Origin of the sequence: Bradyrhizobium sp. AZCC 1719, assembly GCF_036924525.1 — a bacterium.
Taxonomy (GTDB): Bacteria; Pseudomonadota; Alphaproteobacteria; order Rhizobiales; family Xanthobacteraceae; genus Bradyrhizobium.
The window spans coordinates 4,197,036-4,220,762 of the sequence record NZ_JAZHRU010000001.1 but is presented as its reverse complement, the minus strand read 5'-3'; the positions used below and the strand labels follow the sequence as shown (position 1 = coordinate 4,220,762).

17 protein-coding genes are annotated in these 23,727 nt (G+C 64.1%); 9 read left to right on the top strand and 8 right to left on the bottom strand.

Annotated elements, in window-relative coordinates; translation table 11 throughout:
• Positions 1-135 precede the first annotated feature (135 nt).
• Positions 136-6,426, top strand: coding sequence for a HAMP domain-containing protein (locus V1292_RS19740; protein WP_334374368.1), 6,291 nt, complete (start codon positions 136-138; stop codon positions 6,424-6,426).
• Between the two features lie 16 nt (positions 6,427-6,442).
• A complete protein-coding gene (locus tag V1292_RS19735) occupies positions 6,443-7,936 on the top strand; it encodes an HWE histidine kinase domain-containing protein (RefSeq protein WP_334377099.1) in 1,494 nt (497 codons plus the stop codon).
• Positions 7,937-7,941: 5 nt separating this feature from the next.
• On the opposite strand, the gene V1292_RS19730 is transcribed toward V1292_RS19735, so the two are convergent.
• The gene (locus V1292_RS19730; RefSeq protein ID WP_334377098.1) at positions 7,942-8,340 is read right to left on the bottom strand and encodes a response regulator; all 399 of its coding nucleotides are present in this window, start codon (positions 8,338-8,340) and stop codon (positions 7,942-7,944) included.
• A 302-nt stretch (positions 8,341-8,642) separates the two neighbouring features.
• On the opposite strand from V1292_RS19730, the gene V1292_RS19725 reads away from it, so the two are divergent.
• Both V1292_RS19725 and V1292_RS19720 read left to right on the top strand, forming a co-directional pair.
• Positions 8,643-11,036, top strand: coding sequence for an MASE4 domain-containing protein (locus V1292_RS19725; protein WP_334374367.1), 2,394 nt, complete (start codon positions 8,643-8,645; stop codon positions 11,034-11,036).
• 215 nt (positions 11,037-11,251) lie between these two features.
• A complete protein-coding gene (locus V1292_RS19720) occupies positions 11,252-12,247 on the top strand; it encodes a P1 family peptidase (RefSeq protein WP_334374366.1) in 996 nt (331 codons plus the stop codon).
• 12 nt (positions 12,248-12,259) lie between these two features.
• On the opposite strand, the gene V1292_RS19715 is transcribed toward V1292_RS19720, so the two are convergent.
• Positions 12,260-13,006, bottom strand: a complete 747-nt coding sequence (locus V1292_RS19715; RefSeq protein WP_334374365.1) for an EF-hand domain-containing protein — start codon at positions 13,004-13,006, stop codon at positions 12,260-12,262.
• 259 nt (positions 13,007-13,265) lie between these two features.
• Here V1292_RS19715 and rpe point away from each other — a divergent pair, with 259 nt between their 5' ends.
• Positions 13,266-13,967, top strand: a complete 702-nt coding sequence (rpe, locus tag V1292_RS19710; protein ID WP_334374364.1) for a ribulose-phosphate 3-epimerase — start codon at positions 13,266-13,268, stop codon at positions 13,965-13,967.
• A 199-nt stretch (positions 13,968-14,166) separates the two neighbouring features.
• Positions 14,167-14,544, top strand: coding sequence for a DNA-directed RNA polymerase subunit N (locus V1292_RS19705; protein ID WP_334374363.1), 378 nt, complete (start codon positions 14,167-14,169; stop codon positions 14,542-14,544).
• A 37-nt stretch (positions 14,545-14,581) separates the two neighbouring features.
• Here the strand turns inward: V1292_RS19705 and V1292_RS19700 are convergent, their stop codons facing one another.
• Positions 14,582-15,781 (bottom strand): NAD(P)/FAD-dependent oxidoreductase, encoded by a 1,200-nt coding sequence (locus V1292_RS19700; protein ID WP_334374362.1) that lies wholly within the window; start codon positions 15,779-15,781, stop codon positions 14,582-14,584.
• Positions 15,782-15,951: 170 nt separating this feature from the next.
• On the opposite strand from V1292_RS19700, the gene V1292_RS33895 reads away from it, so the two are divergent.
• Positions 15,952-16,398 carry a GFA family protein gene (locus V1292_RS33895; RefSeq protein WP_442895537.1) on the top strand — a complete coding sequence of 149 codons (447 nt, stop codon included), beginning with the start codon at positions 15,952-15,954 and terminating at the stop codon, positions 16,396-16,398.
• 45 nt (positions 16,399-16,443) lie between these two features.
• On the opposite strand, the gene V1292_RS19695 is transcribed toward V1292_RS33895, so the two are convergent.
• From V1292_RS19695 to V1292_RS19675, 5 genes are all read right to left on the bottom strand, one after another.
• Complete coding sequence (locus V1292_RS19695) at positions 16,444-18,114, bottom strand: helix-turn-helix transcriptional regulator (protein ID WP_334374361.1); 1,671 nt, start codon at positions 18,112-18,114, stop codon at positions 16,444-16,446.
• A gap of 325 nt (positions 18,115-18,439) precedes the next feature.
• Positions 18,440-19,036, bottom strand: coding sequence for a TetR family transcriptional regulator (locus tag V1292_RS19690; RefSeq protein ID WP_334374360.1), 597 nt, complete (start codon positions 19,034-19,036; stop codon positions 18,440-18,442).
• A gap of 358 nt (positions 19,037-19,394) precedes the next feature.
• A complete protein-coding gene (locus tag V1292_RS19685; protein ID WP_334374359.1) occupies positions 19,395-20,003 on the bottom strand; it encodes a hypothetical protein in 609 nt (202 codons plus the stop codon).
• On the bottom strand, positions 19,996-20,670 hold the full coding sequence (locus V1292_RS19680; protein WP_334374358.1) for a hypothetical protein: 675 nt from the start codon (positions 20,668-20,670) through the stop codon (positions 19,996-19,998). The genes V1292_RS19685 and V1292_RS19680 overlap by 8 nt, the downstream gene beginning before the upstream one ends.
• Positions 20,667-21,434, bottom strand: a complete 768-nt coding sequence (locus tag V1292_RS19675; protein WP_334374357.1) for a MotA/TolQ/ExbB proton channel family protein — start codon at positions 21,432-21,434, stop codon at positions 20,667-20,669. Before V1292_RS19675 ends, V1292_RS19680 begins: the two co-directional genes overlap by 4 nt.
• 204 nt (positions 21,435-21,638) lie before the next feature.
• Between V1292_RS19675 and V1292_RS19670 the strand changes: the two genes are divergently transcribed.
• Both V1292_RS19670 and V1292_RS19665 read left to right on the top strand, forming a co-directional pair.
• Positions 21,639-23,009, top strand: a complete 1,371-nt coding sequence (locus V1292_RS19670) for a histidine kinase (RefSeq protein WP_334374356.1) — start codon at positions 21,639-21,641, stop codon at positions 23,007-23,009.
• The gene (locus V1292_RS19665) at positions 23,009-23,662 is read left to right on the top strand and encodes a response regulator transcription factor (RefSeq protein WP_334374355.1); all 654 of its coding nucleotides are present in this window, start codon (positions 23,009-23,011) and stop codon (positions 23,660-23,662) included. Before V1292_RS19670 ends, V1292_RS19665 begins: the two co-directional genes overlap by 1 nt.
• Positions 23,663-23,727: the final 65 nt, after the last annotated feature.

Below are 23,727 nucleotides of genomic sequence, written 5' to 3'. Positions count from 1 at the left end.
GTTCCATGTCATTGATTTCACGACCTTAACCGTTATTCCAGCTTGATCTGCCGCGGGGCAGCGGGTCTATTCGTGAAATTGCATCTCAGCCAATGAGATTTTGAGATTTTTGCGCGAACTGGCCGAGGAGACACCATGAGTGATCTTTCCCCTGGAGCATCTCCCTCCGCTCGCCGGGTCGCAAAACCCAAACCACCTCCCACCAACGGCACGTCCGATCCGATGCAGGACCTGCTGCACGCTTTGCAGGCAATGCGCGCCGGCGATTTCTCGGTGCGCATGACCGGCGATCACCTCGGCATCGAGGGCAAGATTGCCGACACCTTCAACGAAATCGTCGCCTCCAACCAACGAATGGCGCAGCAACTGGAGCACGTCGGCCAGGTCGTCGGCCGCGAAGGCAAGACGCGCCAGCGCGTCAAGTTCGACCTCTCGAGCGGTTCGTGGGCGGACATGGAAGGCTCCGTCAACACGCTGATCGACGATCTGCTGTGGCCGACCCGCGAAGTCACGCGCGCGGTTGCCGCGGTGGCACAGGGCGATCTGCTGCAGACCGTGCAACTCAACGTCGACGGCCGCCCGCTGGGCGGCGAATTTCTGCAGTCTGCCACCATCGTCAACACGATGATCAAGCAGCTCGGCGTGTTCACCTCGGAAGTGACGCGCGTCGCGCGCGAAGTCGGCACCGAGGGCAAGCTCGGCGGCCAGGCCCAGGTGCCGGAAGTGACCGGCGTCTGGAAAGACCTGACCGAGAGCGTCAACTCGATGGCCAACAACCTCACCGGCCAGGTCCGCAACATTGCCGAAGTGACCATTGCGGTCGCCAATGGCGACCTGTCGAAGAAGATCACGGTCGACGTCCGCGGCGAGATCCTGCAGCTCAAGGAAGCCATCAACACGATGGTGGACCAACTCCGCTCCTTCGCTTCCGAAGTGACGCGCGTGGCCCGCGAAGTCGGCACCGACGGCAAGCTCGGCGGCCAGGCGATCGTTCCCGGCGTCGCCGGCACCTGGAAGGATCTGACCGACTCCGTCAACGCGATGTGCGGCAACCTTACCGCACAGGTCCGCAACATTGCCAACGTCACTACCGCGGTCGCCCGTGGCGACCTTTCCCGCAAGATCACGGTCGACGTCCGCGGCGAAATCCTCGAGCTCAAGGACACCATCAACACGATGGTCGACCAGCTCAACTCGTTCGCCTCGGAAGTGACGCGCGTGGCGCGCGAAGTCGGCACCGAAGGCAAGCTCGGCGGTCAGGCCCAGGTGCCTGGTGTGGCCGGCACCTGGAAGGACCTCACCGACAACGTCAACTTCATGGCCTCCAACCTGACGGCGCAGGTCCGCAACATCGCCGATGTCGCGACCGCCATTGCCGGCGGCGACCTTTCCAAGAAGATCACCGTGAACGTCTCGGGCGAAATCCTTCAGTTGAAGGAAACGCTCAACACCATGGTCGACCAGCTCAATGCCTTTGCCGGCGAAGTGACGCGCGTGGCGCGCGAAGTCGGCACCGAGGGACGGCTCGGCGGTCAGGCCAACGTGCTCGGCGTCGCCGGCACCTGGAAGGACCTCACCGAGAGCGTCAACTCGATGGCTTCCAACCTGACGGCGCAGGTCCGCAACATCGCCGAGGTGACGACCGCGGTCGCCAATGGCGACCTGTCGAAAAAGATCACGGTGGACGTCCGCGGCGAAATTCTGGAGCTGAAGGACACCATCAACACGATGGTGGACCAGCTCAACGCGTTTGCCGGCGAAGTGACGCGCGTGGCGCGCGAAGTCGGCACCGAAGGCAAGCTCGGCGGCCAGGCCAACGTGCGCGGCGTCGCCGGCACCTGGAAGGACCTCACCGACAACGTCAATTCGATGGCCGGCAACCTCACCGCTCAGGTCCGCAACATCGCCGAAGTCGCGACCGCGGTGGCGAAGGGCGACCTATCGAAGAAGATCACGGTCAACGTCTCGGGCGAAATCCTTCAGTTGAAGGAAACGCTGAACACGATGGTCGACCAGCTCAACGCCTTCGCCGGCGAAGTGACGCGCGTGGCGCGCGAGGTCGGCACCGACGGTAAGCTCGGCGGCCAGGCACAGGTGCCTGAAGTGGCCGGCACCTGGAAGGATTTGACCGACTCCGTGAACTCGATGGCGGGCAATCTCACCGCACAGGTCCGCAACATCGCGGAAGTGGCGACCGCCATCGCCGGCGGCGACCTCTCGCGAAAAATCACGGTCGACGTGCGCGGCGAAATCCTGCAGCTCAAGGAAACGCTGAACACGATGGTCGACCAGCTCAACCGCTTCGCGGGCGAAGTGACCCGCGTGGCGCGCGAGGTCGGCACCGAGGGGCGGCTCGGCGGCCAGGCCAACGTGCCCGGCGTCGCCGGCACCTGGAAGGACCTCACCGACAACGTCAACTCGATGGCCGGCAACCTCACCGGCCAGGTCCGCAACATCGCCGAAGTGACCACGGCGGTGGCGAAGGGCGACCTGTCGAAGAAGATCACCGTCGACGTCAAGGGCGAGATTCTCGAACTGAAGAACACCGTCAACACGATGGTGGACCAGCTCAACGCCTTTGCGTCGGAAGTGACCCGCGTGGCGCGCGAGGTCGGTACCGAAGGCAAGCTCGGCGGCCAGGCCCAGGTGCCTGAAGTCGCCGGCACCTGGAAGGACCTGACCGACAACGTCAACTTCATGGCCTCGAACCTGACGGCACAGGTCCGCAACATCGCCGAGGTCGCAACCGCGATCGCCGGCGGCGACCTCTCCAAGAAGATCACGGTGGACGTCCGCGGCGAGATCCTGCTGCTGAAGGACACCCTCAATACAATGGTCGAGCAGCTACGCTCCTTCGCGGCCGAAGTGACGCGCGTGGCGCGCGAGGTCGGCACCGAGGGCCGTCTCGGCGGCCAGGCCGTAGTGCCCGGCGTCGGCGGCACCTGGAAGGATCTGACCGACAACGTCAACCTGCTGGCGGCCAACCTCACCACGCAGGTGCGCAACATCGCGGAAGTCACGACCGCCGTGGCGCGCGGCGACCTGTCGCGCAAGATCACCGTGGACGTGAAGGGCGAAATCCTCGAACTGAAGAACACCATCAACACGATGGTGGACCAGCTCAACGCCTTTGCCGGCGAAGTGACGCGCGTGGCGCGCGAGGTCGGCACCGAGGGCAAGCTCGGCGGTCAGGCGCAGGTCCCGGGCGTCGCCGGCACCTGGAAGGACCTCACCGACACCGTCAACTTCATGGCGGCCAATTTGACCGAACAGGTCCGCGGCATCGTCAAGGTGGTGACCGCGGTGGCCAACGGCGACCTGAAGCAGAACCTGACGGTGAAATCGAAGGGCGAAGTCGCGGCCCTTGCCGACACCATCAACAACATGACCGAGACGCTCGCGACCTTTGCCGATCAGGTCACGAGCGTGGCGCGCGAAGTCGGCGTCGAGGGGCGCCTCGGCGGCCAGGCCAACGTGCCCGGCGCGGCCGGCACGTGGAAGGACCTCACCGGCAACGTCAACCTGCTCGCCGCCAACCTGACCTCGCAGGTGCGCGCGATCGCCGAAGTGGCGACCGCCGTGACCAAGGGCGACCTGACCCGTTCGATCCAGGTCGACGCCCGCGGCGAAGTGGCCGAACTCAAGGACAACATCAACACGATGATCGGCAACCTGCGCCTCACCACCCAGGTGAACACCGAGCAGGACTGGCTGAAGACAAACCTCGCAAGATTCACCAACATGCTGCAGGGGCAGCGCGAACTGTCCACCGTCGGCCGGCTGCTGCTGACCGAACTGGCGCCGCTCGTCAATGCGCATATGGGCGCAATCTACCAGCTGGAGAATGCCGAGACGCCGCAATTGCGCCTGCTCTCCCCCTATGCCGGCGATGGCGCCAATCCGCATCCGCAGCTCGTGCAGCTCGGCGAAGGATTGATCGGCCAGTGCGCCATGGACAAGCGGCAGCGGCTGGTATCGGATATCCCCAGCGACACCGCTCCGATCAATTCGGCGCTGCTGCGCGCGATCCCGAAGAACATCGTCGTGCTTCCGGTGCTGTTCGAGAACCAGGTGAAGGCCGTGATCGAGCTTTCCTCGATCTCGTCTTTCACGACGTCACAGATGACCTTCCTGGAACAGCTCACCGACAGCATCGGCATCGTGCTCAACTCGATCGAGGCCACGATGCAGACCGAGGGCCTGTTGAAGCAATCCCAGCAGCTCGCCGGTGAACTGCAGACGCAGCAGAAGGAATTGCAGCAGACCAACGAACAGCTCGAACAGAAGGCCCAGCAGCTCGCCGAACGCAACGTCGAGGTGGAACGAAAGAACCAGGAAATCGAACAAGCGCGACGCGCGCTTGAGGAAAAGGCAACGGAACTTGCGCTGACGTCGAAGTACAAGTCCGAATTCCTCGCCAACATGTCGCACGAGCTGCGCACGCCGCTCAACAGCATCCTGATCCTCGGCCAGCAGCTCACCGAAAACCCCGACGGCAATCTGTCGCTGAAGCAGGTCGAGTTTGCCCGCACCATCCACGGCGCCGGCACCGATCTTCTCAACCTGATCAGCGACATCCTCGACCTGTCGAAGATCGAATCCGGCACGGTGACGGTCGATGCCGAGGAAATCATGACGTCGAGCCTGCTGGAAACCGTCGGCCGCCCGTTCAAACACGAGGCCGAAAACCGCCAACTCTGGTTCAACATCAATGTCGACGAGAACCTTCCCCGCAGCATGGTCACCGACTCCAAGCGGCTGCAGCAGGTGCTGAAGAACCTACTGTCGAACGCGTTCAAGTTCACCGCGGAAGGCGGCGTGAAGCTGAGCGTGTCGGCTGCCGTCGGCGGCTGGAGTGCCGAACACCCGATCCTCAATCACGCGCCCGCCGTTGTCGCCTTCGAGGTGACGGATACCGGCATCGGCATTCCCTTGGAGAAACAGAAACTGATCTTCGAGGCATTCCAGCAGGCGGACGCCGGCACCAGCCGGAAATACGGCGGCACCGGTCTCGGCCTTGCGATCAGCCGCGAGCTCGCGAGCCTGCTCGGCGGCGAAATCCATCTGCGCAGCGCACCCGGCAAGGGCAGCACCTTCGTGCTTTATCTGCCGCTGAAATATTCCGGCCCCACGATCGCGCCGCGCATCGCTGCGCCGTCGCCATTCACGCCCGCGCCGGCGCTGCAAGCCACCTCAACGCAGGAGCGGGTCGTCGAGCAATTGCCGGACGACCGCCGCGATCTCGCGCCGGGAGACAACATCCTCCTGATCGTCGAGGACGATCCGCATTATGCGCGGGTCCTGATCGATCTGGCGCGCGACAAGGGCTTCAAGGTGCTGGTCGCGAGCCGCGGCGCCGAAGCGCTCGAGCTCGCCAAGCAGTTCCAGCCGACAGCGGTTTCGCTCGACGTCTTCCTGCCTGACATGCTGGGCTGGACCGTGCTGAGCCAACTCAAGCACAGTCCGCTGACGCGGCACATTCCGGTGCAGATCATCACGCTCGACGAAGACCGTCAGCATGCGCTGGCGCGCGGCGCGTTTTCCTTCGTCAACAAGCCGACGACGACCGAGGGTGTCAGCGCGGCGCTGTCGCAGATCAAGGAATACGCCAAGCCCCGCCGCAAGCGCCTGCTGATCGTGGAGGACAATGCCGCCGAGCAGATGAGCATCACCGAATTGCTCGGCCATGACGACATCGAGATCCTCACCGCCGACACTGGCGCCGAAGCGTTGTCGACGTTGCGGAACCAGCCCTGCGACTGCGTCGTGCTCGATCTGCGATTGCCTGACATGAGCGGCTTCGAGGTGCTTGACCGGCTTCGCAACGACGAAGCGCTATCGAACGTTCCGGTCGTGGTGTTCACGGGGCGGGAACTTTCGGCCGAGGAGGATGCGGAACTTCACACCATGGCGAGGAGCATCGTGGTGAAAGGCGTCGAATCGCCGGAACGCCTGCTCGACGAAACGTCGCTGTTTTTGCACCGTGTGATCACGGAATTGCCCGTCGAGAAGCAGAGAATGCTCGAAAAGCTCAATAGCTCCGATGAGGATCTTGTTGGCAAGACCGCGCTTCTGGTTGACGACGACGCACGCAACATTTTCGCACTATCGAGCGTTCTCGAACGGCGCGGAATGAAAGTGCTGACCGCAACGACCGGCCATGAGGCCATCGCGCTGGTCGAATCCACCCCCAATATCGCAATCGTGCTGATGGATATCATGATGCCGCAAATGGACGGATATCAGACCATTGGCGTCATCCGGCAAAACCCATCCTTCAATCGCCTGCCGATCATTGCGCTGACCGCCAAGGCGATGAAGGGCGACCGCGAGAAATGCCTCGAAGCCGGCGCTTCGGACTATCTCGCCAAACCCGTCAATACCGAGCAGTTGCTGCTCGCCATCCGAATGTGGTTACACCGCTGACCGGCGTAAACAGATGATGGATCAAGAGAAGGTAAACATTCTTCTGGTTGACGATCAGCCGGCGAAGCTGCTCGCCTATGAGGTCATCCTGAAAGAACTCGGCGAGAACCTGGTCAAGGCCTCGTCCGGGCGCGAAGCGCTCGAATTCCTGCTCAAGAACGATGTTGCCATCATCCTGGTCGACGTCTGCATGCCGGAACTCGACGGGTTCGAGCTCGCGGCCATGATCCGCGAACATCCCCGCTTCCAGAAGACGGCGATGATCTTCATCTCCGCGATCCAGGTTAGCGATATCGACCGGCTGCGTGGCTATGAGATGGGCGCGGTCGACTACGTTCCGGTGCCTGTCGTGCCCGAAGTGTTGCGCGCCAAGATCAAGGTGTTCGCGGAGCTCTATCGCAAAACGCGCCAGCTCGAACGGCTCAACGTCGAACTCGAGGACCGGGTTCGCGCGCGCACCGCTGAACTCGAGGAATCGCATGCCAGGCTTCTGGAAAGCGAGCAGCGCCGCAGTCTGGCGATCGCGGCCGGAAAGATGGGCTCCTGGGACTGGGACTGGGTCAATGGCGACTTCATGTGGGACGAAGGCCAGTATCAGATCCTCGGCGTCGATCCCGGCAAGTTCGAACTGACGCCGGCCAATATCCAGGCGCTGCTTCACCCTGAGGACGTTCATGAATTGCACGAGGCGTGGGCCAGCTTCGCCCGGGGCGCGAAGTCATACGAAGCGGAATTCCGCATCATCCGGCCGAATGGCGAGGTGCGCTGGTGCGCGGGAACGGCGGCGGCAAGCACCGACAAGGGCGGCCGCGTCATCCGCGTCAGCGGCGTCACCGTCGACATCACCGAACGCAAGCAGGCCGAGGAGCGGCAAAGCCTGCTGGCCCGGGAGGTCGACCACCGCGCCAAGAACGCGCTGGCGCTCGCGCAATCCATCGTCCGGCTGACGCGCGGCGAGAATGTGAAGAGCTACGTCCGTTCCGTCGAAGGACGGATCAATGCGCTTGCGCGTGTGCACACCGTGCTCTCGTTGTCGAGCTGGCAAGGCGCCGAGATAAGGAAATTGATCGCGGAGGAGCTGGCGCCCTATTCCACCGGCGAGCAGATCGACTTGTCCGGTCCGGAGGTCCAATTCGAGCCGGCGACGGCCCAGACGGTTGCGCTGGCGCTGCACGAGCTCGTCACCAATTCGGCGAAGTACGGCGCGCTGTCTGCGCTGTCGGGCCGGCTGTCGGTGAGTTGGGAAGACCAGGCGGGCCTTCTCAAGATCATATGGTCGGAGACTGGTGGGCCACATGTCGAGAAGCCGGTGTCGCGAGGGTTCGGAACCAGAAGCGTCATCGCCAGCATCGAGTCGCAGCTTGGTGGCCGCGCGGAATTCGACTGGCGCCCGGAAGGACTCGTTTGCCGCCTGTCGGTTCCGTTGTCGCAACGGCAGTTTGCCACCGATCCGGTTTCGCTCATCGAGGTTACTGTCGATGGCAATGGTCTGCGACGCGCCGAGCGGTAAGACTGCTAACGCATTGCCCCCGCAACGGCAGCGCGCTGCGATCGGGCCGGTCCCATCGCCAATTCGATTGCACGCATCAAATCCAGCGGACGAAACGGCTTCTGCAGACAGATGACGTCGGAAAGTTCTGGCGTTTCGGACAGAAAGTCCAGCGCGGTCATTCCCGAAATCGCAATAACGGGCAGGCCCGGCACGCGGGCGCGCATCGCCGCAATCAGATCGGAGCCGTTGGTGCCCTGCAAAAAGATGTCGACGATCGCAAGGTCGAAGCTCGTATCTTCGAACAGCTTCAATGCAGATGCGGCGCTGTCTGCCTCGACGATTTCGAAACGATGGATACGCAGCACGATGGAAATCATCGTGCGGACGCCGGCCTGATCGTCAACAACAAGCACGCGGGGCATCGAAGCCTCCCGGGTCGGTCGCACGAGCTTACGACGAGACTCCGTGGGTTTCGGCAGTTCCACAGTCTTTATTCAGCCGGTCGGTAAAGAGGTGGTTACCCCAATCGGCTTCCCCTGCTGTTTCCTTCAGGTGATAGATACGTGACCTTGGGTTGATTCCCGCCGCGGCGCCGCTAGCGTAGCTTGGCGGTGCGATTCCTGCTGGTATCGGCTGGATGTCCGGCCGCATCGGATGCATTGTTGTTGCGGGTCTCATAGCTTCTGTGATGGCGCGTGCGCTGCCAGTTTGGCCGGAAGACGACATGGGTGACGAGCGCAACATCTTTCTTTCCACGATGAAGGCAACGCGCAGCGATCGCATGGCTGCGCTGGCCGTGGTCGGCATCTCGGCGATACTGTTCGCCTGCGCCGTGCCGTTTGCCGGCGTGCCGCTTGCCCCGGTCCCGGCGTTCGTCGCGAGCTACCAGTCCGCATTGGCGATCAACGACCTGATCACCGCTGTCCTGCTGTTTTCACAGTTCGCGATTACCCGCTCACGGGGGCTGCTGTTGCTGGCGAGCGGATATTTGTTCACGGCGATGGCGGCGATCGTCCACGCCCTCACCTTTCCCGGCCTGTTTGCGCCCGGCGGGCTGCTCGGCGCGGGACCGCAGACCACCGTTTGGCTCTATATGGTCTGGCACGGCGTATTCCCGCTATTGGTGCTCGGTTACGCGCTACTGAAGGCGACCGACAACGACAAGATGCGAGGCTCGGCCGGCGCGGCCGTCGTTACGAGCATCGTTGCGGTCAGTGTCGCGATGACCGCATTCACCTGGCTCGTCACCGCGCAGCACGATCGTCTGCCGATTCTTCTGAGCGGCGGTCATTACACGCCCGTCATGCTCGCCGTGGTTTCGACCGTATGGTGCCAGAGCTTCGCTGCATTGATCGTGCTGTGGCTTCGCAGGCCGCACTTCGTTCTCGACGTCTGGCTGATGGTCGTGATGAGCGCCTGGTTGTTCGACATCGCCCTCTCGGCGATCCTGAACGAGGCACGGTTCGATGTCGGCTTCTATCTCGGCCGCATCTACGGCCTCTGCGCCGCGAGTTTCGTGCTCGCCGTGCTGCTCGTCGACAATGTCGGCCTGCAAGCCAAGCTCGCGCGCCTGCTCGGAACATCGCGTACGGAAAGCAAGCGAACGGAGCAGGCGCTTGACCAGGAGATGGAAGAGCGGCGGCGCATATTCGAATCTTCGAACGACCTCATCCTGGTAAGCGATTCTGTCGGGAATTTGATCCAGGTCAGCCCGAGCGTCACCGACATCCTCGGCTATCAGCCGTCGGAAATGGTCGGACATAACGCGATCAAGTTCATCCACCCCGACGACCTCGAACACACCCGCAAGGAGATGCGGGTGGGGCGACGGGGACAAAGCAAGCGCAATTTCGAGACGCGCTATATCAGCAAGGAGGGCAAATCAGTCGCGCTGAACTGGACCGGGACGTGGTCGGAGCCAGTCCGCCGCCACTTCTTCATCGGCCGCGACCTGACCGAAAAGCAGGCCGCGGAAGCCCAGTTGCGGCATGTGCAGAAGATGGATGCGGTCGGCCAGCTCACAGGCGGCGTCGCGCACGACTTCAACAACATCCTGACCGTGATCACCGGCACCATCGGCATTCTGGAAGAAGCGGTCGCCGATCAGCCCCAGCTCGCCGCCGTCGCCAAGCTGATCGATGAGGCCGCCGAACGCGGGGCCAATTTGACCAAACATCTGCTCGCCTTTGCCCGCAAGCAGCCGCTGCAGCCCGTCGAAGTCGACGTCAATGCGCTGGTGCTGGAGGCCGCCAAGCTGCTGCACCCCACGCTCGGCGAACACATCGAAATCACGCCGCTACTGGCCGAGGATGCGTGGACCGCGCTGGCCGATCCGAACCAGCTCACCACGGCCGTCCTCAATCTGGCCATCAACGCGCGTGACGCCATGCCCAATGGCGGCAAGCTTGCGCTCGAGACCAGCAATGTCTTCCTCGACGAAAACTATGCGAGCATGCACAGCGAGGTCACATCAGGCAATTACGTCATGATCGCAGTCAGCGACACCGGCTCCGGAATCCCGCCTGCGCTGCTCGAACGGGTATTCGAACCCTTTTTCACGACCAAGGAAGTCGGCAGGGGCACCGGCCTCGGGCTGAGCATGGTGTTCGGCTTCGTCAAGCAGTCGGGCGGCCACGTCAAGATCTACAGCGAGGAAGGCCACGGCACGTCCGTCAAGATCTATTTGCCGCGGGCAACGGGATTGCAGCAGACCGCGGCGGAAGCGCTGGTCTCGGGAAATATCGAGGGCGGCAACGAAACTGTCCTCGTCGTCGAGGACGATGCGCTGGTGCGGCGCTATGTGATGACCCAGATCGAGAGCCTGGGCTACACCACCCTGGAGGCAGCCAACGCTTCCGATGCGTTGCGCATCATCGACGATGTCTCGAACGTCGATCTGCTGTTTACCGACGTGATCATGCCCGGCATCATGAACGGCCGCCAACTCGTCGACGAAGCACTGAAGCGCCGGCCTGGCCTCAAGACGCTCTACACCTCGGGATATACCGAAAACGCCATCGTCCATCACGGCCGCCTGGATTCCGGCGTGCTGCTGCTCGCAAAGCCCTATCGCAAGTCCGAGCTTGCCCGGATGATCCGGCTGGCGCTGGCCAGTTGAAGCAGCGCTGCGCCTGATATATCCGTGGGAAGCCTTAGTCTTACTGCGTCATAGTCTTTCGACCCTCATCCTGAGGAGCCCGCAGAGCGGGCGTCTCGAAGGATGGAGGCCACAGGCGGGGCCTCATGGTTCGAGACGCGCGTTCCGCGCTCCTCACCATGAGGGGCTAATGACGCAGTAGAATTAAGGCGGATGCAGCCTCACGGACCGGCGCTTTGAAAAACCTGCTCACAGATATTTCCGGCGTTCGCGTCGGCCACGCCGATGACGCAAGCGTCGCCTCCGGCGTCACCGCGATCGTGTTCGACTCGCCCGCCGTGGCTTCGATCGACGTGCGCGGCGGCGGCCCCGGCACCCGCGAAGAAGCGCTGCTCAGCCCTGAGAGCACCGTCGAGGCAATTGACGGCATCGCGCTTGCCGGCGGCTCGGCGCTCGGACTGGATGCCGCGGGCGGCGTGCAGGCCTGGCTTGCCGAACAGGGGCGCGGTTTTCGCATCCGTGACGCGGTCATCCCGATCGTTCCGGGAGCGATCTGCTTCGATCTGCTCAACGGCGGCAACAAGGCATGGGGACGCTTTCCCCCCTATCGCGATCTCGGCTACGCCGCGGCCAGTGCGGCGGCTGTCGATTTCGCGCTCGGCAGCGTCGGCGCCGGCCTCGGCGCGACGACTGCCAATTTCAAGGGCGGCCTCGGCTCCGCTTCGGCACAGACCGACGGCGGCGTGACCGTCGGCGCGCTCGCGGTGGTCAATGCGGTGGGCAGCGTGACGGTCGGCGACGGCCCGTGGTTCTGGGCTGCGCCGTTCGAGAAGGACGACGAGTTTGGCGGGCACGGACTGCCGCCCTCGTTTACGCCCGATATGCTGAGAGCCCGCCTCAAGGGCGCGCCGTCAGCTACTCCGTCGCAGAACACCACGCTGGTGGTCGTCGTCACCGATGCGGTGCTGACCAAACCGCAGGCCAGGCGGCTCGCGATGATCGCGCAAACCGGCATGGCGCGCGCCATCTATCCCGTGCATGCGCCGCTGGACGGCGACGTGGTGTTTGCCGCCGCGACCGGCAAGAAGCCGATCGATCCATTGTTCGGCCTCACCGAACTCGGCATGGTGGCCGCCAACACGGTCGCGCGCGCGATCGCGCGCGGCGTCCATGCTGCGACCGCGCTGCCCTTCGCCGGCGCGCTACCGGCGTGGGGCGATCGTTTCGGTTAGAGCATAGTCCGCTCAGGCGCTGACCGAGAGCGACGCGGTGGCGCTCGATGAGATTGCCTTGGCTTCGCGCTGAATCATCTGCTCGATGAAATTGTAGGACGATGTCGCTGATGCGGACGAGCTTCCCGACGCCGGCGACGTCATCGTCACCTTCGAGCCGTCCGCATAGGCCAGCGACGTCGTTACCGAACCGTCGCTGTTGGTGACGGTCGTAGTGGTGGCGCCCTGCCGTGCCTGTGAGACTGGATCGGAGCCTGATCCGTCGCTACCGCTCGCCTCATCGCGATCGCGATGATGGCCCTTGTCGGGCCGGAGCGCCGACGCCAGTTCCTTCAGACTGACCGAGCCGTCGCCGTCCTGGTCGAGCTTGCCGAACACGCTGTCGGCCTGCGCGAGGTTGGTGCCACCGGCGCCGAGCGCCTCTTCGAATTCCGTCTTGCTGATCTTGCCGTCACCGTCGCCATCGATCTGCCCGAACAGGTCCTTCAGCGCGGCGTGACGGCTCTTGGAAGCCGTGGCCGATCCCGTCGAGGACTGGCTTTGCGCGTCAAGCAGCGCGCTCATGGTTTCCGGCGATATCGTCGAAAAGCCGTTGCCCGAGCCGGACCCTGGACCAATCGAAGCCGGCGCAGTCGGGGACGACTGGCCGAAGCTTGCGAAGTTCTGGCTGAGGCCGGTGGTTGGCGCAGACGATTTGGACGACGTCAGCGCCTTGAGGACATCGATGGCCGATGACGCGGCGCTCAGAGCAAAGAACATGGCGGAACTCCAACAATGCCGCGCGCAAAGCGGCCCACAGCTCGTGTTCCGTTTTCCTCAGCAAGCGCCGTGCCATGAAGAAAACCCAATAAAACCGGGCCTTTCCGCACTCCGTCCGATCGGCAAACCCGGCAATAGCTGCCCGCCGCGGCAGATTTTTCCGCCCACAGGAGACGGCAGCGCCGCGCATTGCCCCCGGCCGTGCTGCATGTTACGCGAGGCCATTCCGCCCTCTCGCAAGCCCTTCGGGAAAGCGCACATGTCCCAGCAATTTGCGTCGCGTCCCCTGGTCATCGCACCGTCGATCCTGGCGGCGGATTTCGCCAAGCTCGGCGAGGAAGTCCGCGCTGTGGACGCGGCGGGCGCCGACTGGATCCATCTCGATGTGATGGACGGACATTTCGTGCCGAACATTTCCTACGGCCCCGATGTCATCAAGGCGATGCGCCCGCATACCAAGAAGATTTTCGACGCGCATCTGATGATCTCGCCCTGCGACCCCTACCTCGAGGCCTTTGCAAAGGCAGGCTGCGATCACATCACCGTCCATGCCGAGGCCGGCCCGCATCTGCATCGCTCGCTGCAGGCGATCCGCGCGCTCGGCAAGAAAGCCGGCGTCTCGCTCAACCCGGGCACGCCGGCGAGCACGATCGAATATGTCATCGACCTGATCGATCTGGTGCTTGTGATGTCGGTCAATCCCGGCTTCGGCGGCCAGGCCTTCATCAAATCCGCGCTTAGCAAGGTCAGCGACGTCAGGGCGATGGCCGCGGGACGTCCGATCGACATCGAGGTCGATGGCGGCGTCGGTCCTGATGTCGCTGGCCTTTTGGCCGCCGCCGGCGCCAACGCGCTGGTCGCGGGCTCCGCGGTGTTCAAGGGCGGCACCGTGGACAGCTACAAGGCCAACATTTCCGCGATCCGCAACGCGGCGGCGCTGGCGCGCGGCGAAGCGGTCTGACGCGATCGTCCGTCCCTCATGCGCCGAACCCGCAGGCGATGCCGTCGGGCGCGCACGTCGCGGGAACAACTGGCAGGAAAGCCACAGGGGACGTGCGACGGGCCATGGAACCCGAAAGTCCATGCTGTAGCCACAAAGCTTCACGCATCTCGCCATAAACGCGGACCAGCATCCCGCCTTTCACGGACGGGACAGAAATATGATCAAGGCCTTCACCACAGCCGCAATGCTCCTGGTACTCGTGCCCTCTGCCGCGCTCGCGCAGCGCGCAGGCGACGCGGCCCTCGGCGCCGTGGCCGGCGCGGTCGTGCTGGGCCCGATTGGGGCTGTCGCCGGCGCCTTCGTCGGCTATACGGCCGGGCCTTCGATATCGCGCTCGTGGGGACTGGAAGGCTCGCGCTCGTCGCGGCACCGCAGACATACCTCAAGGGACAGCGTGCGAGGCGCCAGGGCGGAAGCGGTAGGCCCCGCATCCTCCGCCGGTCAGGCCGAACGGAGCGGCCGCGTCACCAGCTATCCCGTGCCAAACCCGCCGCGCTCCGGCACAACGCTGCCTCCGGTCCAAACTCTCGATTGAGCTGCGTTGCCCAGCAACGTCTGCAGCATCGGTCGTCCTAAGCGGCCGTAATCGCATTGACGTTTTCCGGCGCGAAGAACTCAGCGGGTGATATTGTTCCGGCATTCATCCGCGCGAACGCATCCATAGCTCTCTGGTTGCCGTGAATCGCGCCAAGGAGGCGCTGCAGATCCGGTGGCGGTGGTTCCAGCGTCGCCAGCATGCAGGTGAATTCATACATTGCCGCCACCCGTGAATCGCGCGCGCGATGGTAGTCTCTCATCGCCGCGTCGAACGGCTGCGCTCCCGAGAAGGCCCTGTCGAGCGCGACCGCGCAGAGCTCGGCGTCATGGAAGGCGTCCATGATTCCTTGTCCAGTGATGAAGTCCCGGTTGTAGCCCGCGTCGCCCACGAGCACCCAGCCGGGGCCGTAGGGCTTGCGAAAGTAGTTCGGCACCGCCGCACCGGCGAAGCGCGCTTCCCGCTTGGCTTCGCGCAGGCGGTCGGCGAACGCCGGCGCCAGCGCGATGGTCTTCAGGTAATTCCCTTCGATGTCCTTCTTGCAATCGTCGAACCTTGCGTATGGCCAACCGGCGATCACCATCGTCAGCCCGTCATGGGTTGGAGCGGCGGCAAATCCGGTCCCGTCACGGATATATTGCTCAAACTTGCCGAACATCGGCAGTCCGCTCCAGTAGGTGTAATACGCGACGAGCAGAATGGGTTTCTCGTCATAGTGCTCTGGCTGGACCGCTTCGGCCACGAACGAGTGTCTGCCGTCGGCGCCGACGACGATTTCAGCGCGCTCGGTGATAGGGCCGCCATGCTTCGAGCGGCCCTTGATGCCGACCGCCCGCCCGTCCTCGATCAAGATTTCATCCACGGCGAAGCCTTCGCGAACTTCCGCGCCGGACTGAGCCGCAGCATCGACGAGCAGCTTGTCGAGTATCGTGCGGCGCGGACAGTACGCAACCGGCGCTTCACTCGTGCCTGGCGCGCCCACAATCGTGAAAGGACCAAAGTCGAAAGCATAGCTGTCGATCGGCGGGCATCCGGTCACAGTCAGGCGATCGAGAAGGCCCCAACTGGACAGGGCACTTACGCCAAGGGGATGCAAGATGTGCGTAGAGACCGTGTCGCTCGGAAAAGTTGCGCGGTCGACCACGAGAACCCGATATCCTTTCCTGGCCAGCAGCATTGCGGTCGGCGATCCCGCGCAGCGGGCGCCCACTACGATTGCGTCGAATGCCTTGGTCATCGCGGCTCTCTCCTTGTACTGACAAATCAGACGCGGGCTCGGCGCATCGCGGGTCCGCGGCGTGCCATGGCTGGTGCTAGAGAGAAACGGGAGCCGGCGCTTCGGGAGAACGCCCAATCGGGCCCTTGCAGACGTATGGGTGATCTTCCCCATTCGCGGGCGCCGTAGGTATGGCACGATCGCGACATGTCGAAGCCGGCGGCAAGCCGCCGGGAAGGAGAAACGATATGAGCGATACATTCGAGGGACGTTGTCTCTGCGGTGCCGTACGCTTCCATGCGGCTGGGCGCCCGAAATGGGTCCTGTGGTGCCACTGCGAGAGTTGCCGGCGCCATACCGGAGCGCCGGCATCCGTCTTCGTTGCCTTCGACGACTCCGCCGTCACGGTAACGAGCGGAGCGATCAGCAAATACAATTCATCGCCGGGCGTGGAGCGCGGGTTCTGCGCAAGGTGCGGCTCGACCCTGACCTGCGCGAACCAGCGACGGCCCAATGAGACGCACTTTCATCTCGGCGCGTTCGAAGAACCCGAGAAGCTCAAGCCCACGGGAGCGGCGTTTGCAGGCGAACGGCTCCCGTGGTTGCACCCGGAAGCCGCGTCCGGCTCGCCTGTTTGACCGTCCGAAGCTGATCGAAGAAACCTTCGACCTTAATCTCAGTGTTCAGATCAGCTTGTGTCGGCACGCAAAGGCCGTCGCCGCGGCCCGCGAGGGGACATCAAGCTTGGCGAGGATGTTGCTGACGTGCCGATCGACCGTCTTCTCGCTTCGGGAGAGCCTGCCAGCAATCGCCTTGTTGGTTTCGCCGGCGGCGACCAGGCGAAGAACATCAAGCTCACGCGGGGTTAGGCGATGCACATTGCTGGAAGCGACGCCCTTCGTCAGTGAGCCGATCTGTGTGAGATCGGGGCCGGCACCTAAACGCTCGAAAACGGTCCGGGCCGCGTCGAACTCCAGATCGGCAGCGTCCTCGTCTCCGAGGGCGCGGCAGGCCCGTCCGATCAGCACGCGCACGCGCGCAGCCGCGTAGGGCGCCGGGATCCCCTGCCACACCTCGAAGGCACGGCGCAGCGAACCGAGTGCGGCCCGCGCGTCCCCTTCGGCGAGGTCCACCGCTCCGCAGGCCTGCGCGGCCATTGCATCCGGGACGCTCATATCGAAGCTCCGCGCAATGTCCTCGAGTTCTCGGCAGGCGTTGCGTGCGTCCTGAACGTCACCGGCGGCCAATGTGATCTCGATATAGGCGGGCAGCAAACCCATGCGTTTCAGGCGGCTCGCCGTCGTGCCTGCGACGCGGCGGATGGCGGTGACGGCCGCGTCGGGCCGTCCCTGCACAAGGCGCAGCAACGCCAAGCCCGGCTGGGGCTCCAGGCCAAGCTGGCTCGCGCCTCGATACGCCTCTTCAGCCGCTGCAAACTCCCCTTTCAGACGATGGACCTCTGCCTGCTGGTAGAGCGCTCCGGCGGCAGCCCGCCGGTCGAAGCCCTGCGACCGCGCGCAGGCGCGCCGCGCTTGCTCAATCGCCTCAGGCCAGGCGCCCTGCAACTGCAGGATCTCCGCGCGATGCACTTGGCAAACCCCGGCGAAGGCGACCATATCGGGCTGGCCTTCGCACCAACGCGCCAGGGCGCCTGTCCATTCGCGGGCTCGGTCGAGTGCGTATACCTGCTGACAGGCCGCGATCACGCTGCAATACATCAAGCCTGTCACCAGCGGCGACAGTTCTCCAGAAGTGACCATGACCATGGTCTCATCCAAGAGCGCGAGTCCGGCTCCGAGCTGCGCCTGCTGCAGTCGTATGCGGCCCTGCTGGTGGCGGGCACAAGCGACGAGGTCCGGATCGCCACAGCGCTCGCCGACTGCGGCGGCCTCGGCTGCAGCGACGAACGCTGCCTCGTGCTCACCAGATCCGAGACGTTGCTCGACGACCGGCAGCAGCAAATAGCCCCGCTCGGCGCATTCGCGCGTGTCACGCTCCAGCAAACGTTGTGCACGGGAAAACCAGCCGTTCGCACGGCCCATCTCGCCGCGCATTAGCAGGCGAAAGCCGAGCCAGAACGCGCAACGGATGGCGCGAAGGCGCCGGGGAGTATCCCGGTGCGCATTGTAGGCTCGTTCGAGCGCCTTGAGATAATCCTCGTCCCGGCCGACCAGGTATGCGGCCATCGCCAGCAGTTCGAGAGCTTCGGCAGCTAACGAGGCTTCCTGGTCGGCGCGCAAGAACGCCTGGTAAGCATCGGCCCAGGCGCGCTGTCGATAATATTCACGGGCCAGATCGAGGTCGCCGGATTTGTTCGCACCTCCGCGCTTCTGCTGGCCCGGACACCGCTTCATGCGTTTGCTCCAGTCCCAAGAGATAAGCGGACCCATGAGATTGCCAAAGCATCATATGCGGAACAGTCGACGAGCAGGATGCCTTTCGCGCGGGTGGATTTCCGATGGGAACAGAATTGAGCAGATATCTGCCAGAAAACGTCGGATTACAGCTTCTTGCGCGTCCGGCGCCGCTCAGCCAAAGCCGAACGTCCGTTGCTCGAATATTCCGCCTTGGGTCCACCAATAGCGACATCGCTGACGGCTTGAAATGGAAGTGCCGCCAACAGAGGGCGTCCTCACGGCTCGCGGGAAAACGGGCTGCAAGTCGGTTTCAGAAGGATCGTCAGTGCTTGCGCGGCGCTTCAAGCCCCTTAAGCAGCAGCGCCAGCAGCGCATCGATCCGTGCCGGGGCGCCCGGCTCATTCCATTCCTCGGCATGTGCGGGATGGTGGAAGCGGCTGGTGGCGTCGAAAATGGCACGTGCCGTCACCTTGACATCGGCGACCTGGAATTCGCCCTGCTTCACGCCATCGGTCAGGATCAGCGCAATCTGATCGACCAGGCAGTCCTTGTGGCAGTTCACGGACTTGCAGGCCTCGCGCGCCAGCGTCAGGTAGGTCGCAAACATCTCGGGGTCGTCGCCGAGCCGCTTGTGCTTTATCGAAAACATCGTGCGCAGCCACTGATCCAGCCGCGCCGGCGCCGGGCCGGAACTTTCAGCGATCTTCAGGAGCGGCGCGCTGAGACGGTCGAGCCAGCGCTTGGCCACCGCCTCGCGCAGCGAAGCCTTGCTGGGGAAATGGCGGTAGACGCTGCCGTGGCTGACCTCCAGCGCGCGGGCGACGTCCACCACCGTTGCCTTGGCGAGCCCATAGCGGCGCAAGACGTCCTCGGTGACCTCCAGGATTCGTTCGGGGGTCAAAACCACGACTTCGTTCATGCGCGCACCTGCGAAACGATGGGACGGGTGGTCATTCTAATCCCCTTGCAATCCGCGTTGTAAATCCTTTGGCGGATTAATGTTTCACCGGTTCCAACCGCTCGGCCTGGGCGGCCAGATGGCGGGCGACGCTCTGATTGAGCCAGCGCTGGAGTTGGGCGGTGAGATGAATGAGATGGGCAGTCATGATGGCGTAGTCCTTTGCAAGTCCCCGGCTCAGGGCCAACGAGCCGGGTGACGCCCCGTACCGGCGTCAGCAATGGATATAGCATCTCTCGCTGACAGATTTCGATATCTGTCAGTCAATAATCCGTGATTGACCGACCTCCCGGGCCCGCCGCTTCCCCGCGCCCCAAGCCTACTGCTCGTCCTTGGGCGGCATCCGCGGCGGGAGCAGCGGCGCAAACGACACCCCGTCGCCGTCGCGGGGCGCGGCGGCCAATCCCCCGCCCGTGGAGGGGTCGCCTCCCGACGTATCGATGATCGCCGTGGGCATGATGTACTCCCGGGCGGCCTCGAGCAGGCGGCCCCCGCCATCGCCAAAATCGGCGGCGCGACCGCCCTGCGGGCGGCCGGCGGCGATCTCACTGGCCGCCTTGTCGGTCTTCTGCGCGAGCTTGTCGCTATAGGGAATGCGAAAGGCCCTTGGCACACCGCTCGGCCGGTTGCCGTCGTCGAGGGTTTCGACCCAAAGATAGATCGAGCCCGGGTCGCCTTCCAGCGAGTGCGGCTCCACGATCCGGGCCTGCAACAGCTTGAAGCTTGCGGGCAGCCTGTCGATGCTGGCCCACCCCAACAGGCCGCGCACACCCGCGAAGCTCGCAATGTAGAACGCGCTCGTCACCACCACGGCGACTGCCTTGGCTGACCAGGGCAAGCGCGCATAGACCAGGACAATCAGCAACAGCGCGCCGATCAGCGCGTAACTGAGAGAGAGCGTGAGGACGACCGATTGCAGGCTATTCACGACGCGGCACCCTGACGCCGGTTTTCGGATCGAGATCCGCGCCATTGGCGCGGACGTTACGGAACGTCTCCATCAGCGACTTCGGCCGCTGCTGGACGTCGAGCACCTTGCCTTCGGCATCGAGCCAGAAACGCAGCGCGGTCTTTTCCTCGCCGGTGTGGTCGAGCGTCAGCTTGTTGTCGAAGATCACCTGTGCGGTCGGATTGAGTTTTTGGACTTTCACGCTCACCGCGACGGGCTGGCCGGTCGTCGCCTGAAAGTGAGAGACGTTGACGGTGTATTCACCGGCGACGATGCCGCGCACGGTGACGATCTCTTCCCTGATCGGCGACGCAATCTTCTTGCCGTTGACGATGATGAAATTGTTGGCGCCGCCGCGGTCGTCGCGGTCGAGCGTGAGGAAACCGGCTTCGCGGTGGCGATACCAGGCGATGTTGCCGGCGGGATCCTGCACGAACAGGTCGAGATCGTCGGGATGATTGTCCGGCCAGTCCATCGTGATGATGAACTCGGCCTTGGAATCGATTTTGCCGTCCTTCGCGTCCGGCGAGACTGCGAGCAGCGCCAGGAAGAACAGGAACGCAATCACCTGCAGCGCCTTGAACAGCATGACGCCGAGCGGATCGAAGGCCTCCTCGCGCGGATAGAGACCGAAATCATCCATCATGCCGGCGTTCCAGGATGGCGCTCCAGCGCCGGGGTGACGTGCGTCTCGGTCAGCATGACGGCATCGGAAAACACCCGCTGGGTCGCGGCATCCAGCATGTAGTACTGGATCTTCACGAGGATGGAGCCGATCAGGCCGGCCAGCGTCGTGTACATGGCCACCGCCATACCGTCGCTCATCAGGCCCATCGATGATTTCATCGCGACTTTGTCGGCCGCATCGAGGGTGGCGATCGGCGCCAGCATGATGATGAAGCCGATGATGGTGCCGAGCAGCCCGAGCTTCATCAGCGTGTCGGACACGAACGCGCCAAATCCGTTGGAGCCACGCAGCCGGTCGGCGAGCGAGCGGAGCAGCAGCGTCTGGTCGATGCGCCCGGCGTCCTGTGCGCTGGCCTTCTGCACCAGGCTGCGGATGTGATCCGTCACCAGCCCGCCCGGCAAGGCGCGTGCATCCTCGTCCAGCCCCCTTGCGCCGCCCGGGACCGACAGGATCGCGCGGCAGCGTCGCGTGATCTCGCCTTCCCGCGCGATCGCGCGCGTCCGCCAGAAGCAATGGAAGCAAGTGACGATATAGAGGACGGCAATGACGCTCGAAATGTAGGTGCGGTCTGAAATGATCATGAGATGGAGCAGACCGTATCGCCATAGGACGACCACGGCGAAAACGGAGAGCCCGGTGAAGATCATCCATAGCAGGAGTACGCTGCGTTCCGACGTATCCGCGCCGGATGATGCGGTCTTCCCGCCAGCCGTTGCACTCATGCTGCGTCAGCTCCCTGGAATGGCGCGCTGCGGCCGGAAAGCCGCCTGCAAACACGTCCCTTGGCTTTGATAGATCAGCGGTCACGACCGCGTCCAAAGACATATGCCCACGGTTGGTTGGGAAATTTTCCCGAATTAGAACCCACTGCATTGGCACGGGTTGGCGGTGCTGTTACGCTTATCCGCACGTTCGGGAGTGATCGCATGCGCCTCGTGCTTCAGCTCGTCGCCCGCTTGTTTCTCGTGGTCATCCTGTGCCTGGGAGCGGCGACTATCTGGGCGACGATCGACGCGCATCGCAGCGTCGATCGTGCCACGGCCGCTTCCGCTGAGCGTGTCTCGGTGGCGTTGGAAGCGCTCTACTGGCGCGAATTGATGTTGCGCAGCAACAGAATGCGCGAGCAACTGCTGCCGGTGCCGGAATGGCGCACCATCGAAACGATGGGGCTGATCTCGCCGGGCATCTGCGTCCGGCTCGAGCCGGCGGGCGCGTTCGAGAAGCCGCTCTGCGGACAGAGCAAGGGAATCGGCCAAGCTCCGCCGCGCTGGTTCGCGGCCACCGTGCAGACACTGCTTGGGGATCACGCCGCGGTCGTCCGGCCGATCAGTACCCGCGCGGCCAATGCAGGCAGCGTCTCGGCCGCCGCCGATCCAAATGCCGCCATCGCACTCGCCTGGCAGCACATCCTCGACAACATCCACGTCGCCCTGCTGATGGCGGTGGCGATCGCGCTGCTTGCCTCGCTTGCGATTGCGCATACGCTTGCGCCGGCGCGGCAGATCGTCGCCGCGCTGCAGCGGATGGCGCGCGGGCAATACAGCACGTCGCTGCCCCGCTTCCGATCGATGGAACTTGCCATGATCGGACAGGCCGTCGGAGATCTCGGCGACCGCCTCGCACAGTCCATGGAGGAACGCGCCGCGCTGACCCGGCGCCTGCTCGAAATCCGCAGCGACGAGCGGCGGGCGCTTGCCCGTGAGCTGCACGACGAATTCGGACAGAACCTGACGGCGATCCTCGCTTTCGCCAACACGATCGAAGCAACCAGCGCGCGGGAAACGGCGAGAGGCGAGGTCGCGCAGGACGCGCGGATGATCTCGCAAGCCACCCATCGCATCATGGCGTGCCTGCGCGATACCTTGAACCGCCTGCGCCATCCGCCCGCCGAGGAACTCGGGCTCGAAGCCTGCCTCGTCGATCTCGTCGATAGCTGGCGCTCGCGCAATGCGACGCAGCCGATGATCCAGCTCGATCTCAAGGGCGATCTCGCCGACGTCCGCGGCGCCGTCGCTGCGACCGCCTATCGGGTCGCCCAGGAGTGCCTGACCAATTCCTTGCGGCACAGTTCGGCGCGGGTGATCGTGCTGCGGATCGAGCGGCGCACCGGCGCGGAAAACGCGCTGCTGGTCCACGTCGAGGACGATGGCGGCGGCGATGCGGCCAAACTGGCCCGCTCTCCCGGCTTCGGCCTGACCGGCATTCGCGAGAGGGTCGCCGCGCTCGGCGGCTCGCTGTCGATCGCGGATGCGAACCGCGGGGTGAGCGTGGCCGCCACGATCCCGCTTGCAGCCTGATGACCGCGTCGCAGACCAAAGGCATTTCGATCCTGCTCGTCGACGACCATCCCGTGGTCCGGCAAGGCTACCGGCGCGTGCTGGAGCACCAGGACGATTTCCAGGTGGTGGCCGAGGCCGAAAACGCCGCCGACGCCTATCGCGCGTTCAAGGCGCACGCGCCTGACGTCGTGGTCATGGACATATCGATGCCGGGCGCCAGCGGGCTCGAGGCGATCAGGAACATTCGCGCCCGCTCCGCCGACACCCGCATTCTCGTCTTCAGCATGCACAGCGAGGCGGCGCAGGTGAAGGCCGCCTTCAATGCCGGCGCGAACGGCTACGTCACGAAGGGCTCCGACCCATCAGCGCTGATCCGGGCGATCCGTTCACTGGTCCGCGGCGAACCGGCGATGAGCGACGACATCGCCCACGTGCTGGCGCTGGAAAGCCTCTCCCCCTCGGGATCGCTGCTCGATCAACTGGGCGAGCGGGAAATCGAGATCCTCAGGCAATTGGCCGCCGGCGCAACCACCGAGCAGATCGCCTCGAACCTCAATCTCAGCATCAAGACCGTGCAGAACTACCACTACCTGATCAAGACCAAGACCGGCATGCGGACGGATGCGCAGTTGGTCCGCCTGGCTGTGGAATGCGGACTGGCCAGCCTGTAGCGGCGGCCCGGTTTTCCCCGCTCGCGGCCGCCGTACGGGTGGCCTCCCCCGACACGATTTGCTAA

Excerpts from the sequence above, each read along its gene's own strand:
- V1292_RS19740 (WP_334374368.1), top strand. The coding sequence starts at position 136 with ATGAGTGATCTTTCCCCTGGAGCATCTCCCTCCGCTCGCCGGGTCGCA.
- V1292_RS19735 (WP_334377099.1), top strand. The coding sequence starts at position 6,443 with ATGGATCAAGAGAAGGTAAACATTCTTCTGGTTGACGATCAGCCGGCG.
- V1292_RS19730 (WP_334377098.1), bottom strand. The coding sequence starts at position 8,340 with ATGCCCCGCGTGCTTGTTGTTGACGATCAGGCCGGCGTCCGCACGATG.
- V1292_RS19725 (WP_334374367.1), top strand. The coding sequence starts at position 8,643 with ATGGGTGACGAGCGCAACATCTTTCTTTCCACGATGAAGGCAACGCGC.
- V1292_RS19715 (WP_334374365.1), bottom strand. The coding sequence starts at position 13,006 with ATGTTCTTTGCTCTGAGCGCCGCGTCATCGGCCATCGATGTCCTCAAG.
- rpe (WP_334374364.1), top strand. The coding sequence starts at position 13,266 with ATGTCCCAGCAATTTGCGTCGCGTCCCCTGGTCATCGCACCGTCGATC.
- V1292_RS19705 (WP_334374363.1), top strand. The coding sequence starts at position 14,167 with ATGATCAAGGCCTTCACCACAGCCGCAATGCTCCTGGTACTCGTGCCC.
- V1292_RS19700 (WP_334374362.1), bottom strand. The coding sequence starts at position 15,781 with ATGACCAAGGCATTCGACGCAATCGTAGTGGGCGCCCGCTGCGCGGGA.
- V1292_RS33895 (WP_442895537.1), top strand. The coding sequence starts at position 15,952 with ATGGCACGATCGCGACATGTCGAAGCCGGCGGCAAGCCGCCGGGAAGG.
- V1292_RS19695 (WP_334374361.1), bottom strand. The coding sequence starts at position 18,114 with ATGAAGCGGTGTCCGGGCCAGCAGAAGCGCGGAGGTGCGAACAAATCC.
- V1292_RS19690 (WP_334374360.1), bottom strand. The coding sequence starts at position 19,036 with ATGAACGAAGTCGTGGTTTTGACCCCCGAACGAATCCTGGAGGTCACC.
- V1292_RS19680 (WP_334374358.1), bottom strand. The coding sequence starts at position 20,670 with ATGATGGATGATTTCGGTCTCTATCCGCGCGAGGAGGCCTTCGATCCG.
- V1292_RS19675 (WP_334374357.1), bottom strand. The coding sequence starts at position 21,434 with ATGAGTGCAACGGCTGGCGGGAAGACCGCATCATCCGGCGCGGATACG.
- V1292_RS19670 (WP_334374356.1), top strand. The coding sequence starts at position 21,639 with ATGCGCCTCGTGCTTCAGCTCGTCGCCCGCTTGTTTCTCGTGGTCATC.
- V1292_RS19665 (WP_334374355.1), top strand. The coding sequence starts at position 23,009 with ATGACCGCGTCGCAGACCAAAGGCATTTCGATCCTGCTCGTCGACGAC.